Genomic DNA, 17,676 nt, shown 5'->3' on the forward strand with positions numbered 1-17,676 from the left:
ATGACGGGGGATTGACGACGGCGTGGGGCTTATCTACAAGCGCGCCAAGTCCGGTGCACTGCGCCGAATTTCCCCCTGTCATGGATCATTCTCATGAAGACGTTTTCGGCCAAGCCCGCCGAAGTCACGAAGAAGTGGGTCATTATTGACGCCACCGGTCTCGTGGTCGGCCGGCTCGCCACGCTGGTCGCGATGCGGCTGCGCGGCAAGCATCTCCCGACTTACACGCCGCATGTCGATTGCGGCGACAACATCATCATCATCAACGCCGCCAAGGTGGTGCTGACCGGTCGCAAGCGCGACAACAAGGTCTACTATCACCACACCGGCTTCATCGGCGGCATCAAGGAACGCACCGCGAAATCGATTCTCGAAGGTCGCTTTCCGGAGCGCGTCGTCGAGAAGGCGGTCGAGCGCATGATCCCGCGCGGGCCGCTCGGTCGCGTGCAGATGGGCAATCTGCGTGTCTATGGCGGCGCTGAGCATCCGCACGAGGCCCAGCAACCCGAACCGCTCGACGTCGCCGCGATGAATCGCAAGAACATGAGGGCCGCATAAGATGTCCGAAACCATGCAGTCTCTCGATCAGCTCTCGGCGCTGAAGACGACGCAGCCGGACGCCCCGACCTACACCAAGAAGGTCGACAAGCAGGGCCGCGCCTACGCCACCGGCAAGCGCAAGGACGCGGTCGCCCGTGTCTGGATCAAGCCGGGCGCCGGCAAGGTCACGGTCAATGCACGTGAGGTCGAGGTCTACTTCGCCCGTCCGGTGCTGCGCATGATGATCCAGCAGCCGCTGGTCGCCGCGGCGCGTGCCGGCCAGTACGACGTGATCTGCACCGTGGCGGGCGGTGGCCTGTCCGGTCAGGCCGGCGCGGTGCGCCACGGCATCTCCAAGGCGCTCACCAATTTCGAGCCCGAGCTGCGCGGCGTGCTGAAGAAGGGTGGCTTCCTGACCCGCGATTCGCGTGTCGTCGAGCGCAAGAAGTACGGCAAGGCGAAGGCCCGTCGTTCCTTCCAGTTCTCGAAGCGCTGATCCTTCGCTTCATCGTCATTCGGAAAGGGCGTCCTTCGGGGCGCCCTTTTTGTTTGGGCGCACTGCACCGCAATTTTTCGCTTCATTTTCAGAAATTTCGCCACCAAAGCGAAGAGTTGAAGACACCTGATCTCAACGCGGCGGGGCCAGATTGCAACGAGCAGGGGCACCTCTGCCGCTTCGGCAGCGTTGCAAAACCGCACATTCGGCTACTCCCGGGTCACCCGCATCATGTCGCTCGATTCTTCTACGTTATTCCTGGTCGCGACGCTGATCTGCACGCTGCTCGGAGGAATGCTGCTTCATTTCGGCCGACAGGAGAAGATCCCGGCGCTCTACTGGTGGGGTTGCGCTTATCTGATCGGCGCGGCTTCTGTGGCGCAATGGCAGATCCTGGGTGCATTTCTGCCCGAGAACGTCGTGCTGTCGTTGGCCGGCGTGGGTTTCATCGCCTGCGGCATGATGTGGAACGCGGCGCGTGTGTTCCATGGTCACAAACCGAATTGGCCGGGCCTCGTCCTCGGCGCGATCGCCTGGGTCGCGGCGGTCGTCAGCCTGCCGCCGGAACTGTCGTGGCTGCGCATGAATATCGGCGCCGGACTTGTCGCGATTTATGCCGGGCTGACCGCGAGTGAGCTGTTTGCCGAGCGTCGCAAGTCAATGACGCGACGCTGGCCGGCGATGCTGGTGCCGCTGCTGCACGGCGGCGTGCTGATGCTGCCGATCGTGCTCGCCGAACTTCTGCCGGCACAAGGCACAAGCTCTACCAATAACGTCTGGATTATGATCTTCGCGATCGAGCTGGTGCTCTACGCGATCGGCACGGTGTTCGTGATCTTCATGCTGGTGTCGGAGCGCACCGTGCGCGCCCACAAGACGGCGGCCTCGCTCGATCCGCTGACCGGCCTGTTCAACCGCCGCGGCTTCTCGGAAGCGACCGGCCGGATGATCGAACGCGAAGCCGAAGCCGGGCGTCCGGTCACGGTGATGATCTTCGACCTCGATCACTTCAAATCGATCAATGACCGCTTCGGCCACCCGGCCGGCGACGAGGTGATCAAGCTGTTCGCGACGATCGTCTCTGGCTCGCTGCGGATGTCCGATCTGTGCGGCCGGATCGGCGGCGAGGAATTCGCGGCGCTGCTGCCGTGCTCGATCGAAGAGGCGATGACCGCCGCGGAGCGGGTGCGTGAAGCATTCGAGGGCTGCGGCCTGGAAGTCGATGGTGCGCCGATTGCAACCACGGTGAGCATCGGCGTCGCCGGTGGACCGGCCAATATCGAGCTCGAAGTGCTGCTCGCCGCGGCCGACACAGCGCTGTATCAGGCCAAGCGTGGCGGTCGTAACCGCGTGGTGGCGACCGCCGAACAGCCGCTGTCGCTGGAGCAGGGTCGGCGCCGCGCCGCCCAGCGCGAGGAACCCCGCCAGCCGGTGATCGTCCGTAGCGCGATGAGCATCGGCGCCTGACAGGGGCCGCGCGGTCGGCTTCAATTGCCGCGCGGAGTGCGATAAGACGCTTGCCCGACAACACATTGAGGGTGGAGCGCATGATCACCGAAATCGCACAGATCGACGTCAAGCCGGGCAGCGAGGCCGACTTCGAAGCAGCCGTCGCCAAGGCCGGCGCTGCGTTCGGCCGCTCCAAGGGTTTTCACGGTTTCGAACTGCACCGCTCGATCGAGAAGCCGCAGCGCTACCGGCTGCTGGTGAAGTGGGAGACGCTCGAGAACCACACCGTCGATTTCCGCGGCTCCGAGAACTTCACCGAGTGGCGCGGCCTGGTCAGCGGCTTTTTCGCCGCGCCGCCCGAGGTCGAGCACACCAATACGGTGGTCACGATTCCGGGGTAGCGGCGAGCACGATCGGCGGCGCCGTCGTCACCACCTCGTTGGCGGGGCCTTCTGCGCGCAAGTGATTGATCACCACCTTGCCGATCGCCATCAGCGGCAGCGCCATCGCCAATCCCCACAGGCCGAACACGATGCCGAGCAGGATCTGCATCGCGAACAACGTCGCCGGTGGAATGTCGATCGCCTGGCGCTGGATCAGCGGCGTCAGAATGTAGCTTTCCAGCGCGTGGACGCCGAGGAAAAGCGCGAACGCGCAGAGCACGGCGAACCAGCCCGAAGCGATCGCGGCCAGCACGATGATCAGGCCGCCGAGAATCGCGCCGACGGTCGGGATGAAGGCGAGCAGGCCGGCCTGGATGCCGAGAATGAAGGCGCCGGGAATCCCGATCATCGACAGGCCGGTCGCCGTCACCGCGAACACGGCGGTCATGGTGATGAGCTGCGCCAGCAGCCAACGCTTCAGCATCTCGCCGGTGTCGTTGACGATTCGGCTGGCCTGCGGGCGATAGCGCAGCGGCGCGACCCGCTCGAGGCCTCGGCGGTAGACGTCGGGCTGCGCCGCGAAGGCGAGGCCGAGAAACATCACGATGAAGAAGTTGCCGACCGCGCCGATGGTGCCGAGGATCAGCTTCAGCGTCTGGCTGACGATTGCGCCGCCGCCGGAAGCGAGTTCACCGGCGCTCGGCAGGTTGCGCGGCTGTGGCGGCGCCTGCGTTTCCGCCGAGGGCCCGCCGGCATTGGCCAGGCTGAGTTCCATGAAGCTGGTGTCGACGCCCTGCCTCTCCAGAAACGTCTTCACGTTGACGATCTGGGTTTTGATCGTCCCCGACAGCGCGGTCGCCTGCTGGCCGATGGTGCTGCCGCCGAGCACCGCGATGCCGACGAACATCGCCGTCAGCAGGAAGCAAACCAACCCCAGTCGCAGGCCGTGCGGGCCGCCAACGACCTTGCCGGCGAGTTCCGTCAGCGCGTTGAGAAATACGCCGAACAGAATGCCGGCGAAGATCAGAAACAGCGTGCCGGCGAAATGCCAAGCGGCATAGAGCAACGCGCCGAAGGCGACGGTGCTGATGCCGCCAACGGCGATCGCCCAGGCGAGATCGTTGCGAGCCTGAACACGATCGAGCAAAGGGATGGTCACGGGCTGTTCCTTTTTTGGTCGGCCGAGCATTCCGTCAAATTGCGTACGAAGCAAGCCGGCCGCGCGACAGTGGAGGGCGCTCGCGAGGGATGATTTTTAGTCGCACATTAACCATGTGGCAGGCGTCCCCATTTTCGCCGTGATCGGTCTGCGATATGGTCAAAGTTCGGTGCCGATGTGGGCAAGGCAGCGACGGCGCGGCTCGTGCAGGTCCGTAGTGGGCAGCTGGCCGCGGCAATGGTATCTGGGGATCTATGGGGATTCGCGAGCGAGATTCGTATGGCCGCGCCGCGCGAGCGGTTGCCGCTGCGGGTGCGTGCTTGGTTCTCGCCAACTGCACCCAGAACGGCAAGCTCAGCCGTGTCGATCCGAAATACGGCGTATCATCGAGCCCGCGTGTGGTGGGTCCGGGCGAGCCGGTGCCGAAGGGCGGCGGGGCCTATCGGGTCGGAAAGCCCTATATGGTTGCGGGGCGGATGTACGTCCCCGAAGAGAACACCAGCTATCGCGCCGAAGGTCTGGCCTCCTGGTACGGCAACGATTTCCACGGCCGCCTGACCGCCAATGGCGAAGTGTTCGACATGGCGTCGCTGTCGGCGGCCCATCCGACCCTGCCGATCCCGTCCTACGCCCGCGTCACCAATCTCGGCAACGGCCGGTCGCTGGTCGTGCGCGTCAATGACCGCGGCCCGTATCACGGCAATCGGCTCATAGACGTGTCGAACCGTGCCGCGGATCTGCTTGATTTTAAACGCAATGGTACCGCGCGCGTGCGGGTTGAATATGTCGGCCGTGCGCCGCTTGAAGGCTCCGACGATCGCCAGCTGGTCGCGACCTTGCGCAGCAACGAACCCGCGCCAGCGCCGTCGACCGTTCGGATCGCGTCGGCGAGTGCGTTCGTCCCGCAGTTCGCCGGCGGCGGACATGCGGTTCGCGGCGACGTTCCGCTCCCGGAAGGGCGGCCGTATTCGCTCGGCAACACGTCGGTGGACATGGCGTCGGTCAGCGCAACTTCGGAAATCTCCGCCTCGCGCAGCTCGCGTTCGGCCGGACGGACGCTGGCCCGCAATCAGCGCGCGGTGTCCTACGACAATGACGGCAACTATGCCGACGTCGCGTCCCGCGCGACCGAGAGCGAGACGCCGGCTCGCGGCAATGACGAGATCGGCAGCCTGCTGTCGGCGCGCGGGCTGTACTGAGCAGGCAGGCTCACAGCACCTTCTTCAGAAACGCGATCAGCGCCGCGTTGACCTCGTTCGGCCGCTCCTGCTGAATCCAATGGCCGGCGCCGTCGATGATCAGCTTCTGCTGGATGTTCGGCAACACGCGCTCGATTCCCGCCACCTGCTTGCCGCTCATCGCGTCCGAAATCACCGGATCCTTCGAGCCGGCGATGAACAGTGACGGCTGACGAATCTGGGCGCCGTGCCACGGCGCGGTCAGGTCCCAATTCCGGTCGATATTGCGATACCAATTCAAACCACCGCGAAAGTCGCTCGCCTTGTAAGCCTCGACGAAGAGCGCCAGCTCGGCTTCGCTGAGCCAGTCGGGCAGGGACCGATCGGGCGCGACTTCGCCGAGGAAGCCGCCGCCTTCGGGGATGAACAGCGAGCGCACCGGATCGGAGAAGCCGCCGCCGAGGATGCCACGCATCGTCAGCGCGACGTCGCGCTCCAGTTCGGATTCGGCAACGCCCGGCGCCTGGAAATACTGCCAATAGAAATTGGTGACGCCACCCTTGCGGAGCGTTTCGAGCGGGCGGCCGCGGCCGCGCCAGGGCGGCGGCACACTCAAGCCCGCGACCGCGGTGAACAGGTCCGGCCGAAACAACGCCGCATGCCACGCGACGGGCGCGCCCCAGTCGTGGCCGATGATCGCCGCGCGCGTCTCCTTGAGCTCCGCCACCAATGCGACCATGTCGCCGACCAGATCGAAGATGCTGTAGGCCTCGATCGGCTGCGGAGCGCTGGAGCGGCCGAAGCCGCGCATGTCGGGCGCGACGACGCGAAAACCGGCCTCGGCCAGCGCAGTAATCTGATGCCGCCACGAATACGACAGTTCCGGCCAGCCGTGGCACAGCAGCACCAGCGGGCCTTCGCCCTGTTCGCGCAAGAACAGCTCGATCCCGTTGACCGCAACGGTCCTGGTCGTTTCCATCGCGTTTCCGCCCTGAATTGATTGGAGTTTATGTGGAAGCCCAGCGGCGCGCACGATAGGATCGATCAGCCGTCGCCACAATCGAAAACGGTCCGCCGCTACCACTCCGCCGGATAGGTCGGGATGGTCCGCGCGCCCGTTGAAAGCCGCTCCGGAACACACTTCATGGCTCTGTTCGCACCATCATTGCCCGTCCGATCGCGCCGCCTGCGGGGCTGGCGCGTGCTGCTGGCCGGCGTGCTGGCGATGGCGATCGGCTCGGGCGCGGTGTACGCCGCGAACCAGAGCGTGCAGGGCGCCAAGAAGGAAGAAGTTGCGGGTGGTTACGAGACCGAAGCGCCGACCGCGATCCTGATCGACGCAGAGAGCGGCAGCGTGCTGTTCGAGAAGAATGCCGACGAGCTGCGCCCGCCGTCGAGCATGCTGAAGCTGATGACGGTCGAGCTGGTATTTCACCTGCTGAGCAAAGGCGAGATCAAGCTGACCGACGATTACCGGATCAGCGAGAACGCCTGGCGCCGTGGCGGCGCGCCGGCCGGCAGTTCGACGATGTTCGCCGAAATCCACAGCCGCGTATCGATCGACGACCTGCTGCGCGGCGCGATCATCCAGAGCGGCAATGATTCCTGCATCGCGCTCGCCGAGGGCATCGCCGGCAGCGAACAGGCGTTCGCCGAGCGGATGACCAAGCGCGCCCGGGAGATCGGGCTCGCGCAATCCACCTTCGCCAATTCCAACGGTCTGCCCGACCCCGGCAACAAGATGAGCGTGCGCGAACTCGGCCGGCTCGCGCGCCACCTCATCCAGACCTATCCGGACTACTACAGGCTGTTCGGCGAGAAGGAATTCACCTGGAACAAGATCCGGCAGACCAACCGCAATCCGCTGCTCAACACGATGCCCGGTGCCGATGGCCTGAAGACCGGCTACACCAAGGACGGCGGCTACGGGATGGTCGGCTCCGCGGTGCAGAACGGGACGCGGCTGATCGTGGTCGTCAATGGCGTCGAGGACGCTGACGACCGCGCCAGCGAGGCCAAGAAGCTGCTGGAATGGGGTTTTCGCAACTTCGAATCGCGCCCGCTGTTCGCGGCCCAGGCCACTGTCGGCTATGCGCGGGTATTCGGCGGGGAGAAGCGCTATGTCGGCCTGACGCCGGTCGAGCCGGTGCGGGTGATGGTGCGCAAGAACGGCAGCGACAAGCTGCTGGCGCGGATCGTCTATACCGGGCCGATCGCGGCGCCGGTCGAGGCCGGCCATCGCATCGGTGTGGTGCGGGTGTGGCGCGGCCCCAACCTCGCGGTCGAGGTGCCGCTGCAGGCAGCCGAGGTCAATCCGGTCGGATCGACGATGCGGCGGGCGCTGGACGGCGCCAGCGAGTTGATGATCGGGGTGTTCCGGGCGGGAATTGCAAAGCTCTGAGAATGGTTGAAAAAACTCCGAGAACGAACTCAACGCACGGCCGTTTCATCACCTTCGAAGGCGGTGAAGGCTCTGGCAAATCGACCCAGATCAAGCTGCTGGCGAAACGGCTGGAGGGGGCCAATTTGCGCAGTGTGGTCACGCGCGAGCCGGGCGGCTCGCCCGGCGCGGAGATCGTCCGCCACTTGCTGCTGGCTGGCGTCGGCCGGCTGATCGGCGGCGCGGAGGCCGAGGCGCTGCTGTTCGCCGCCGCCCGCGACGACCACGTCCGGACGCTGATCCAGCCGGCGCTGGAGAGCGGAGTCTGGGTGCTCTGCGACCGGTTCTTCGATTCCACCCGAGTCTATCAGGGCCGTCTCGGCGAGGTCAGCCCTGCAATGCTGAACGCGCTGCAGGACGTGACGATCGGCGCCATGAAGCCGGACCTGACCGTGATCCTGGATGTGCCGGTCGAGATCGGCCTGGCGCGGGCCGCTGTGCGTCGCGGCAGCGAAGCCCCCGACCGGTTCGAATCGGAGAGCATCGATTTTCATCGCCGGCTGCGCGACGCCTACCGGCAGATCGCCGCCGCCGAGCCGGAGCGCTGCGTGGTGATCGACGCCAATGCCGAGCCGCATGTGGTCGCCGCCCGGATCTGGCTGACGGTGCAGGAGCGGCTGCTGGGGTGGCCGCAGGCCAAAGTGGAGGTCAAGCCCGAGGCAAAGTCCAAGGCAGAATCCAAGGCAAAGACGAAGTCCAAGGCAAAGGCGAAATCGGCATGAGCGCGCGCAAGGCTGCGACCGACATCGTCGCAAAACCGCCACGCGAAACCACGGCGCTGTTCGGGCATCACGTCGCCGAGCAGGCTCTGCTCGACGCCTATCGTGGCGGCCGCATCGCCCATGCCTGGCTGATCGGCGGCGCGCAGGGCATCGGCAAGGCGACGCTCGCCTACCGGATGGCGCGCTTCGTGCTGGCCCATCGCGATCCCTTGGCGGATGCGGTGCAGGGTGCCGCGTCGCTCGACCTCGACCCATCGCATCCGGTGGTGCGCCACGTTGCCGCCGAGGCCCATGGCGGGCTGCTGACGCTGGAGCGCTCGGTCAACGACAAGGGCGTGCTGCGCAACGTCATCACCGTGGACGAGTCGCGCGAGACCATCGGCTTCTTCGGCTCGACCGCGGCGGTTGAAGGCTGGCGAGTGTGCATCGTCGACACCGTGGACGACCTCAACGCCTCCTCCGCCAACGCACTGCTGAAGGTGATCGAGGAGCCGCCGCAGCGCTCGCTGTTTCTGTTGGTCAGCAATTCGCCGGCGCGGGTGCTGCCGACCATCCAGTCGCGCTGCCGCAAGCTGATGCTGCGGCCGCTCGCCACCGCCGATGTGATCGCCGCCGCCGTGGCAGCGACCGATCTCGCGCCCGGCGATCCGAAGCTCGCGGACGCCGCCGCCGCGTCGGAGGGCAGCGTGTCGCGGGCGCTCACGCTGCTCGGCGGCGATGCGCTGACGCTGCATCAGAAGACCACGGCGCTGCTCGACAGCCTGCCCAATGTCGATCCGCGCGCGCTGCATGCGCTCGGCGAGGCGATCGGCGGCACCGACCGCGCGACGCTCGCGGCCTTCGTCGACGGCGTCGACCGCTGGATCGCGCAGCGGCTGCGCGCAGGCGACGCCAACGCGAACCTGCCGCGCCTTGCACGGCTGGCGGAGGTGTGGGAAAAGATCGGCCGCGCCGCGCGCGACACCGAAGCCTACAATCTCGAGCGCAAGCCGCTGGTGTTTTCGGTGTTCGGGCTCCTCGCGGAGGCGGTGCGCTGATGCGCTTGGGCGATCACACCGACTGATGGTCAGCGCCGTCGCCCTCACTCGATCCTGTTGTTGAAAGGCGTCCGCGCACATGGCGCAGCGAAATTCATTCTACATCACCACCGCGATCTCCTACCCGAACGGCGCGCCGCATATCGGCCACGCCTATGAGGCGATCGCGACCGACGCGCTGGCGCGATTCCAGCGGCTCGACGGCAAGGATGTGTTCTTCCTGACCGGCACCGACGAGCACGGGCTGAAAATGATCCAGACCGCGCAGAAGGAGGGGATCGAGACCCACGTTCTCGCCGCCCGCAACGCCGGCCGCTTCCGCGACATGGACGATCGCTTCGGCGTGTCCTACGACCGCTTCATCCGCACCTCGGAGGAGCAGCATCATCGCTCGGTCCAGGAGGTCTGGAAGCGGATGCAGGCGAACGGCGATATCTATCTCGACAGCTATGCCGGCTGGTACTCGGTCCGCGACGAGGCCTATTACGCCGAGGACGAAACCATTGTCGGCGAGGACAAGGTGCGCCGCGGCCCGCAGGGCTCGCCGGTGGAGTGGGTCGAGGAGAAGAGCTACTTCTTCAAACTGTCGGCCTATCAGGACAGACTGCTGAAGCTGTATGAGGATCAACCGGATTTCATCGGCCCCGACTCGCGCCGCAACGAGGTGATCAGCTTCGTCAAGGGCGGGCTCAAGGACCTCTCGGTCTCGCGCACCACTTTCGACTGGGGCGTCAAGGTGCCGGGCGACCCCGAGCATGTGATGTATGTCTGGGTCGATGCCCTGACCAACTACATCACCGGCGTCGGCTTCCCCGACGAGACCGACGCCAACTGGCGCTACTGGCCGGCCGACGTCCACGTCATCGGCAAGGATATCATCCGCTTCCACGCGGTGTACTGGCCGGCGTTCCTGATGTCGGCGGGCATCCCGGTGCAGAAGCGCGTCTACGCCCACGGATTCCTGTTCAACAAGGGCGAGAAGATGTCGAAGTCGGTCGGCAACATCGTCGACCCGTTCAATCTCGCCGACCAATACGGCGTCGATCAGGTGCGCTACTTCTTCCTGCGCGAGGTGCCGTTCGGCTCGGACGGCAGCTACAATCACGAGGCGATCGTCAACCGCATCAACGCCGACCTCGCCAATGATCTCGGCAATCTGGCGCAGCGTTCGCTGACCATGATCGCCAAGCAGTGCGAGGCCAAGGTGCCGGAGCACGGCGACTTCAGCGACGCCGACAAGGCGATGCTGGCGATGGCCGACGGCATGATCGCGCTGGCGCGGACCGCGATGGCGACGCAGCAGATCCATCAGGCGCTGAACGCGGTGTGGGCGGTGGTGGCGGAAGCCAATCGCTACTTCGCCGGCGAAGCGCCGTGGGCGCTGGCCAAGACCGATCCGCCGCGGCAGAAGACGGTGCTCTACGTCACCGCCGAGGTGCTTCGCCAGATCGGCATTCTGGCGCAACCCGCGATTCCCGGCTCGGCGACGAAGCTGCTCGACATTCTCGGCGTCGCCGCGGATGCGCGTGACTTCGCGGCTCTGGCGACACGGATCAAGCCCGGCACGCCATTGCCGGCCCCGACGCCGATCTTCCCGCGCTATGTCGAGCCGGCGACGGCGTGACGCGATGCTGATCGATAGTCACTGCCATCTCGACTTTCCGGATTTCGCCGACGACCTCGACGGCATCGTCGCGCGTGCGGCGGCGTCCGGCGTCGGACGGATGGTGACGATCTCGACGCGGGTGCGCCGGCTGCCTGAGCTGCTGGCGATCGCCGAGCGGTTTCCGAACGTGTACTGCTCGGTCGGCACCCATCCGCATCACGTCGACGAGGAAGACGGCATCAGCGCCGACGAACTGGTGGCGCTGGCGCAGCATCCGAAGGTGGTCGCGTTCGGCGAGGCGGGGCTCGATTACTTCTACGAACACGGCGCGCGCGACGCGCAGGAGCGGGGATTCCGCGAACACATTTCCGCCGCACGCGCCACAGGTTTGCCTCTGGTGATTCACACCCGCGAGGCCGACGCCGATTGCGGCAAGATCCTCGCCGACGAGATGGGGAAGGGCGCGTTTCGCGCGGTGTTGCATTGCTACACCGGCGGTCGCGACCTCGCCATGCAGGCGATCGATCTCGGACTGTCGATCTCGTTCACCGGGATTCTCACCTTCAAGAAATCGCAAAGCCTGCGCGACCTCGCCGCCGAGCTGCCGGCCGACCGCGTGATGGTCGAGACCGACGCGCCGTATCTGGCGCCCGGCAAATATCGCGGCAAGCGCAACGAGCCGGCTTACGTCGTCGAGACCGCCAAGGTTCTGGCCGAAATCCGCGGCGTCACGCTCGACGAGATCACGCGGCAGACCACGGAGAATTTCTTTCGCCTGTTCGGAAAAGTGCCGGCGCCCACCGCAACCGCATGACCAGATCCGGATGAACTTCACCGCATGACGCTGACGCTCACCATTCTCGGCTCAGGCTCTTCCGCCGGCGTGCCGCGCCCGGCGCTCGGCTGGGGCGCGGCTGATCCGAGCAATCCCAAGAACCGTCGCCGCCGCTGTTCGCTGCTGGCCGAGCGTGTGACGCCGGACGGCATCACACGGGTGCTGATCGACACCTCGCCCGATCTGCGCGAGCAACTGATCGACGCCGACGTCGATCATCTCGACGCGGTGTTCCTGACCCACGAGCACGCCGACCAGACCCACGGCATCGACGATCTACGCTCGGTGGTGCTGCACATGAAGCAGCGCATCCCGGTCTATCTCAACAAGTCGACCGCGGACCACGTCCTGCTGCGGTTCGCCTATTGCTTCACGCGAGCGCCCGGCAGTTCCTACCCGCCGATCCTGGACTCCCGCAGCATCGAGGCCGGCGAGAGCCGCAGTATCGCGGGCGCAGGCGGCGAGCTGACGCTGACGGCGTTCCTGCTGCAGCACGGCGACATCCCGGCGCTCGGCTTCCGGATCGACGCCGCCGCCTATACGCCCGACGTCCACGACATTCCGGAATCCAGCTTTGCGCAGCTCGAAGGCCTCGATCTGTGGATCATCGACGGCCTGCGCTACAAGCACCACGCCAGTCACTTCAACATCGAAGCCGCGCTGAGGTGGATCGACCGCTTCAAGCCGAAGCGCGCGGTGATCACCAACATGCACGCCGATCTGGACTACGAAACGCTGCGACGGGAGCTACCGGAGGGCGTCGTGCCGGGGTTCGACGGGATGCGGCTCGACGTCGCGGGCTGATCGCTCCGGCCCCGTCATTCCGGGGCGCGAGCGTCGCTCGCGAACCCGGAATCTGGAACGCGCCACGCGCCGCCGGACTGCCCCACACAACAACCTCGAGATCCCGGGTTCGCGCTCCGCGCACCCCGGAATGACGCGGGCGTTAGTCCGAAATCGCCTTCGCCGACTTCACCTGATCGCGCAGCATGAATTTCTGGATCTTGCCGGTCGAGGTCTTCGGGATGGCCGAAAACATGATGGTCTTCGGCGTCTTGAAACCGGGCAGGTGTTCGCGGCAATAGGAAATGATCTCGGCCTCGGTGGCGCTAGCGCCTTCCTTCAGTTCGACGAAGGCGCAGGGCACTTCGCCCCATTTCGGGTCTGGCTTGGCGACCACCGCGGCGAACAGGATCGCCGGGTGCTTGTAGAGCACGTCCTCGACCTCGACGGATGAGACGTTCTCGCCGCCCGAGATGATGATGTCCTTGGAGCGGTCCTTGATGATGACGTAGCCGTGCGGATCGAGCACGCCGAGATCGCCGGTGTGAAACCAGCCGCCGGCGAGCGCTTCCTTGGTCGCCTTCTCGTTCTTCAGATAGCCCTTCATCACGATGTTGCCGCGGAACATCACCTCGCCGATGGTCTCGCCGTCGCGCGGCACTTCCTGCATCGTCTCGGGATCGAGCACGGTGACGGCTTCCTGCAGCGGGTAGGGCACGCCCTGCCGGCGCTTGAGCTGGGCGCGATCAGCGACGCTGAGATCGTCCCAGCCGGGCTGCTCGGCGCAGACCGAGGCGGGGCCGTAGACTTCGGTGAGGCCATAGACGTGGGTCAGCTTGATGCCGATCGATTCCCCGCCGGCCAGCACCGCGACCGGGGGCGCCGCACCCGCGATCAGGCCGACCACCGGACGCGCAGCCGCGCCCTTCGGCGCCTCGGGTGCATTGATCAGCGCGTTGTAGACGATCGGCGCGCCGGCCATGTGGGTAACGCCGTGGCGCCGGATCAGGTCGAAGATCTTGGCGGGATCGACCTTGCGCAGGCAGACATTGATGCCCGCCGCCGCGGCCATCGTCCAGGGAAAGCACCAGCCGTTGCAGTGGAACATCGGCAGCGTCCACAGATACACCGGATGCGCGCCGAGATTGGCCGCAAGGATGTTGCTGACCGCATTGAGATAGGCGCCGCGATGATGGGTCACCACGCCCTTCGGGTTGCCCGTGGTGCCCGAGGTGTAGCCGAGCGCGATCGCGTCCCACTCGTCCTTCGGCCGCTCGCCTGCGAACGACGGATCGCCCGAGGCGACGGCGTATTCGTATTCGAGCTCGCCGATGCGGTGGCTGCCGGGGAACATCTTGTCGTCGACATCGATCACCAGCGGCTTCGGACCCTTCATCTGTTTCAGCGCGTCGGCGATCACCGCGGCGAATTCCGGGTCGACCAGGATGATCTTGGCGCCGCCATGCTCGAGCTGGAATGCGATCGCCGGGGCGTCGAGCCGGATGTTCAGCCCGTTCAGCACGGCGCCGGCCATCGGCACAGCGAAATGCGCCTCGACCATCGCCGGCACGTTCGGCAGCATCGCCGCCACCGTATCGCCAGGGCCGATGCCGTTGCGCACGAGCCAGGAGGCGAAGCGGCGGCAGCGCGCGCGGGTTTCCTTCCAGGTGTAGTGCCGGCCCTCATAGACCACGCTGGTCAGGTCCGGATAGACGTTGGCGGTGCGCTCTAGGAAGCTCAGCGGCGACAGCGGCACGTAATTCGCCGGCGTCTTGTCCAGCCCGATGCTGTAGTGACCTTGCGGGGAGCTCATGACGACCTGCCTCTCACTTCACAATGGCGGCGCTCCGAAACACCCGCAGCGCCTTACAAAAATCCGATCGAAATCCATGGGAACGCTGCGACGATGATCAAGCCGACCAGCAACGCCAGCATGTATCCCCAGATCGGACGCACGCCCTCGGCCGGATCGACCCGGCCGATCGCACAGGCGGCATAATAGCCGACCCCGAACGGCGGCGCGAACAATCCGATGCCCATCGCCAGAATAACCACCATGGCGTAGTGCACCTCGTGGATGCCGACCGCACGCGCGATCGGAAACAACAGAGGCCCGAACAGCACGATCGCCGGAATACCTTCGAGCACGCTGCCGAGAATGATGAAGGCGACGATCGACACTGCGAGGAAGGCCGCCGGGCCGCCGGGCAGGCCGGTCATCGCGGTAGCGAGCGCCCGCGAGAAGCCGGATTGCGTCAGCCCCCAGGCCATGGCGGTGGCGGTGCCGATGATCAGCAGGATCGCGCCGGACAGCGCCGCGGTGTCGATCAGCATCGGCATCAAGCGCCGCCAGTCGAATTTCCGATAGATCAGAAGCCCGGCGAGCACGGCGTAGACAATGCCGATCGTCGACACTTCGGTCGCGGTGGCGACACCTTCGACAACGGCGGCGCGGATCACGAACGGCAGCGCCAGCGCGGGCAGGGCAATGATCAGGGTTCTGCCGATCTGGCTCGCCGAGGCGCGCCTGATGTGGCTGAGGTCCTCGCCGCGATAGCGCCACCACACCAGCATCGACAGCGTGATCGCCAGCACCACACCAGGCAACAAGCCACCGGTGAACAGCGCCGAGATCGACACGCCGGTCACCGAGCCGATGGTGATGAGCACCAGGCTCGGCGGAATGGTCTCGGTTTGGGCGCCGGTCGCAGCGAGCAGGGCGACCAGATCGCCCGGCTTGGCGCCGCGTTCCTTCATCTCTGGAAACAGCACCGGCGCCACCGCCGCCATATCGGCGGCCTTGGAGCCGGAAATGCCGGAGACCAGATACATCGCGCCGACCAGCACATAATGCAGACCGCCGCGGACATGACCGAGCAGGCTGGCGAGAAACGCCACCATCGCCCGCGCCATCCCGGTCATCTCGATCAGCAGACCGAGGAACACGAACAGCGGCACAGACAGCAGGATCAGGTGGCTCATGCCTTCGTCCATCCGGCCGACCAGCACCATCAGGGGCGTCCGCGTCGTCAGCGCCAGATAGCCGTAGATCGACAGCCCGAACCCGAACGCGATCGGCACGCCGGCGAACACGCACAGGCCGGCGACGCCGACGAAGAAGATCAGCAGGTTGATGTTGCCAAGCGGCTTCAGCAACGGCTGCGCCAGCCAGAACAGGCCGATCAGCACCGCGACGGTGAGGGCGGCGCCCACCACCAGCCGCCAATCGCCGAACCGCACCAGTCGCAGCAGCGCGAACATCGCCATCAGCGCGGTGCCAACCGGCAGCGCGGCGGCGCGCCAGATGTTGGAGAGCGAAAGCGCCGGGGTGGTGATGTAGCTTTCCTCATAGGCATATTCAGCCGCGGGCGCTGCGATCAGCAGCAGGAATGCCAGCGCCGCGCAGATCGCAACGAGATCGAGAAACGCACGCATCCGGGGCGAAGCGCTGGCCACCAGCGCGGTCATCCGCATGTGCTCGCCGCGGCGGAACGCCACCGCCGCGCCGAACATCGCCAGCCACAGGAACAGGATCGAGGCCAGTTCGTCCGACCAGATCAACGGACTGTGAAACACGTAGCGCGACACCACGCCGGCAAACAGCACGACGATCTCCGCGACCACCAGCATGGCCGCGGGGATCTCGACCAGCAGACCGAGCGTGGATTCCAACGTGCTCGTCAGCGACTTGCGCGTTGGAATCGTGAGCGGGTCGCCAGCCGCCAGCTGCGGGAGTTCGGCGTGGGCCATCGTCGCGGATTACGCGAGCTTGCCGACGGACTTCTCGAGCAGCGACCACGCCTGGTCGCCGTATTTGCCCTTCCACTCGGCGTAGAACCCGGCCGACCGCAGCTTGTCGCGGAACGGCGTCACCGTCGGCTGATTGAAGATCAGGCCCTTGCCGGCGAGTTCCTCGCGCACCGTGGCATTCAGCTTGGCCGTGTCCTCGCGCTCCTTGACCGCGGCGGCGTTGATGTTCCTGGCGACGATCTCCCGGACGTCGACCGGCAGCCGCTCCCAGGACCGGCGGTTCGCCAGGAACCAGAAGCCGTCCCACATATGGTTGGTGAGCGAGCAGTACTTCTGCACTTCATAGAGCTTGGCGGTGGAAATCAGCGCCAGCGGATTCTCCTGGCCCTCGACCACCTTGGTCTGCAGCGCCGAATACACTTCGCTGAAATTGATCGAGGCCGGCGAGGCGTCGAACGCCTTGAACATCGAGGTCCATAGCGGCGAAACCGGCACCCGGATCTTGAAACCCTTGAAATCTTCCGGGCCGTTGATCGGTCGAGTCGAGGAGGTGGTCTGGCGGAAGCCGTTGTCCCAGATCTTGTCCATCACGACGAGGCCGGCCTTGGTGATCTCGCCACGGACATGGCCGCCGAGTTCGCCGTCCATCGCCTTCCAGACCGTGTCGTAATCCGGGAAGGCGAAGCCGATGCCGTTGATCGAGGCCGCCGGCACCAGGGTCGACAGGATCAGGCCGGATAGCGTGAAGAACTCGACGCCGCCGGAGCGGATCTGGCTCAGCATGTCGGTGTCGGAACCGAGCTGATTGTTCGGGAAGATCTGAAGGTCGAACCGGCCGTTGGTCTCGGCCTTGATCGCCGCCGACATCTCGCGCGCACGGACATTCAGCGGATGGGTGTCGGGCAGGTTATTGGCATATTTGTAGACGAACTCAGCCTCCGCCGCGCGCGCGACGCTCGGCATTCCGATACCACCCAGCGCAGCCGCTGCCGCCGATGCCTTCAACAACGTCCTGCGTGAAACGCTCATTCCGATTCCTCCTGCCAGATGGTCTTGTCGTCAGAACCGACCCACCAAGTCGACTGGTCTCTGGTCATCATTTCGGCCCGGCGGGGTCAAGCGATTTCCCGCGGCGGTCAAAGCACAGGCGCGGCCGGCAACTGGCTGGAAGGGCGGGAGTGTCGCGGTCGAGGCCCGGTCGGCGACCCTGGCGATGGATATCCGTTTGGGCTGCACGGCAAGGTGAAGCAATTCACGCAGTTTATTGAAATAATTCGCATTATCGGTTTTTCGTACTG

At 65.6% G+C, this 17,676-nt stretch carries 16 protein-coding genes; 11 read left to right on the forward strand and 5 right to left on the reverse strand.

Annotation, left to right across the window (positions count from 1 at the left end; translation table 11 throughout):
- The first annotated feature begins 93 nt into the window (after positions 1 to 93).
- From rplM to BMY71_RS11860, 4 genes are all read left to right on the forward strand, one after another.
- Positions 94 to 558: a 50S ribosomal protein L13 gene (gene rplM / locus BMY71_RS11845; RefSeq protein ID WP_011503113.1), complete on the forward strand. Its 465-nt coding sequence runs from the start codon at positions 94 to 96 to the stop codon at positions 556 to 558.
- A 1-nt stretch (position 559) separates the two neighbouring features.
- The gene (gene rpsI, locus BMY71_RS11850) at positions 560 to 1,036 is read left to right on the forward strand and encodes a 30S ribosomal protein S9 (protein WP_011503114.1); all 477 of its coding nucleotides are present in this window, start codon (positions 560 to 562) and stop codon (positions 1,034 to 1,036) included.
- Positions 1,037 to 1,267: 231 nt separating this feature from the next.
- Entirely contained in the window at positions 1,268 to 2,503 is a 1,236-nt protein-coding gene (locus BMY71_RS11855) for a GGDEF domain-containing protein (protein WP_092684195.1), read from the forward strand.
- A gap of 80 nt (positions 2,504 to 2,583) precedes the next feature.
- Positions 2,584 to 2,886: an antibiotic biosynthesis monooxygenase family protein gene (locus tag BMY71_RS11860; RefSeq protein ID WP_092683922.1), complete on the forward strand. Its 303-nt coding sequence runs from the start codon at positions 2,584 to 2,586 to the stop codon at positions 2,884 to 2,886.
- Here BMY71_RS11860 and BMY71_RS11865 read toward each other — a convergent pair.
- Entirely contained in the window at positions 2,870 to 4,027 is a 1,158-nt protein-coding gene (locus BMY71_RS11865; RefSeq protein ID WP_092684197.1) for an AI-2E family transporter, read from the reverse strand. The two genes, BMY71_RS11860 and BMY71_RS11865, sit on opposite strands and share 17 nt — an antisense overlap.
- 254 nt (positions 4,028 to 4,281) lie before the next feature.
- Between BMY71_RS11865 and BMY71_RS11870 the strand changes: the two genes are divergently transcribed.
- Entirely contained in the window at positions 4,282 to 5,226 is a 945-nt protein-coding gene (locus BMY71_RS11870) for a septal ring lytic transglycosylase RlpA family protein (RefSeq protein ID WP_011503118.1), read from the forward strand.
- A 10-nt stretch (positions 5,227 to 5,236) separates the two neighbouring features.
- On the opposite strand, the gene BMY71_RS11875 is transcribed toward BMY71_RS11870, so the two are convergent.
- The gene (locus BMY71_RS11875) at positions 5,237 to 6,184 is read right to left on the reverse strand and encodes an alpha/beta fold hydrolase (RefSeq protein ID WP_092683924.1); all 948 of its coding nucleotides are present in this window, start codon (positions 6,182 to 6,184) and stop codon (positions 5,237 to 5,239) included.
- A 165-nt stretch (positions 6,185 to 6,349) separates the two neighbouring features.
- On the opposite strand from BMY71_RS11875, the gene BMY71_RS11880 reads away from it, so the two are divergent.
- The 6 genes from BMY71_RS11880 to BMY71_RS11905 all read left to right on the forward strand — a co-directional run bounded on the left by BMY71_RS11880 (position 6,350) and on the right by BMY71_RS11905 (position 12,649).
- Positions 6,350 to 7,606 (forward strand): D-alanyl-D-alanine carboxypeptidase family protein, encoded by a 1,257-nt coding sequence (locus BMY71_RS11880; protein WP_092683926.1) that lies wholly within the window; start codon positions 6,350 to 6,352, stop codon positions 7,604 to 7,606.
- A 2-nt stretch (positions 7,607 to 7,608) separates the two neighbouring features.
- On the forward strand, positions 7,609 to 8,367 hold the full coding sequence (gene tmk / locus BMY71_RS11885) for a dTMP kinase (RefSeq protein ID WP_092683928.1): 759 nt from the start codon (positions 7,609 to 7,611) through the stop codon (positions 8,365 to 8,367).
- Positions 8,364 to 9,404 carry a DNA polymerase III subunit delta' gene (locus tag BMY71_RS11890; RefSeq protein ID WP_092683930.1) on the forward strand — a complete coding sequence of 347 codons (1,041 nt, stop codon included), beginning with the start codon at positions 8,364 to 8,366 and terminating at the stop codon, positions 9,402 to 9,404. The genes tmk and BMY71_RS11890 overlap by 4 nt, the downstream gene beginning before the upstream one ends.
- Positions 9,405 to 9,483: 79 nt before the next feature.
- Positions 9,484 to 11,028 (forward strand): methionine--tRNA ligase, encoded by a 1,545-nt coding sequence (gene metG / locus BMY71_RS11895; protein WP_092683932.1) that lies wholly within the window; start codon positions 9,484 to 9,486, stop codon positions 11,026 to 11,028.
- A gap of 4 nt (positions 11,029 to 11,032) precedes the next feature.
- Positions 11,033 to 11,824: a TatD family hydrolase gene (locus BMY71_RS11900; RefSeq protein ID WP_092684199.1), complete on the forward strand. Its 792-nt coding sequence runs from the start codon at positions 11,033 to 11,035 to the stop codon at positions 11,822 to 11,824.
- Positions 11,825 to 11,848: 24 nt separating this feature from the next.
- Positions 11,849 to 12,649, forward strand: a complete 801-nt coding sequence (locus BMY71_RS11905) for an MBL fold metallo-hydrolase (RefSeq protein ID WP_011503125.1) — start codon at positions 11,849 to 11,851, stop codon at positions 12,647 to 12,649.
- Positions 12,650 to 12,791: 142 nt separating this feature from the next.
- Here the strand turns inward: BMY71_RS11905 and BMY71_RS11910 are convergent, their stop codons facing one another.
- From BMY71_RS11910 to BMY71_RS11920, 3 genes are read right to left on the reverse strand one after another with little or no spacing between them, the layout of a single operon-like run.
- Positions 12,792 to 14,441 (reverse strand): acyl-CoA synthetase, encoded by a 1,650-nt coding sequence (locus BMY71_RS11910; protein WP_092683934.1) that lies wholly within the window; start codon positions 14,439 to 14,441, stop codon positions 12,792 to 12,794.
- Positions 14,442 to 14,494: 53 nt separating this feature from the next.
- Positions 14,495 to 16,378, reverse strand: coding sequence for a TRAP transporter large permease (locus BMY71_RS11915; protein ID WP_092683936.1), 1,884 nt, complete (start codon positions 16,376 to 16,378; stop codon positions 14,495 to 14,497).
- Between the two features lie 9 nt (positions 16,379 to 16,387).
- A complete protein-coding gene (locus BMY71_RS11920) occupies positions 16,388 to 17,407 on the reverse strand; it encodes a TRAP transporter substrate-binding protein (protein ID WP_092683938.1) in 1,020 nt (339 codons plus the stop codon).
- Positions 17,408 to 17,676 lie beyond the last annotated feature (269 nt).

This window comes from Rhodopseudomonas pseudopalustris (assembly GCF_900110435.1).
GTDB lineage: Bacteria > Pseudomonadota > Alphaproteobacteria > Rhizobiales > Xanthobacteraceae > Rhodopseudomonas > Rhodopseudomonas pseudopalustris.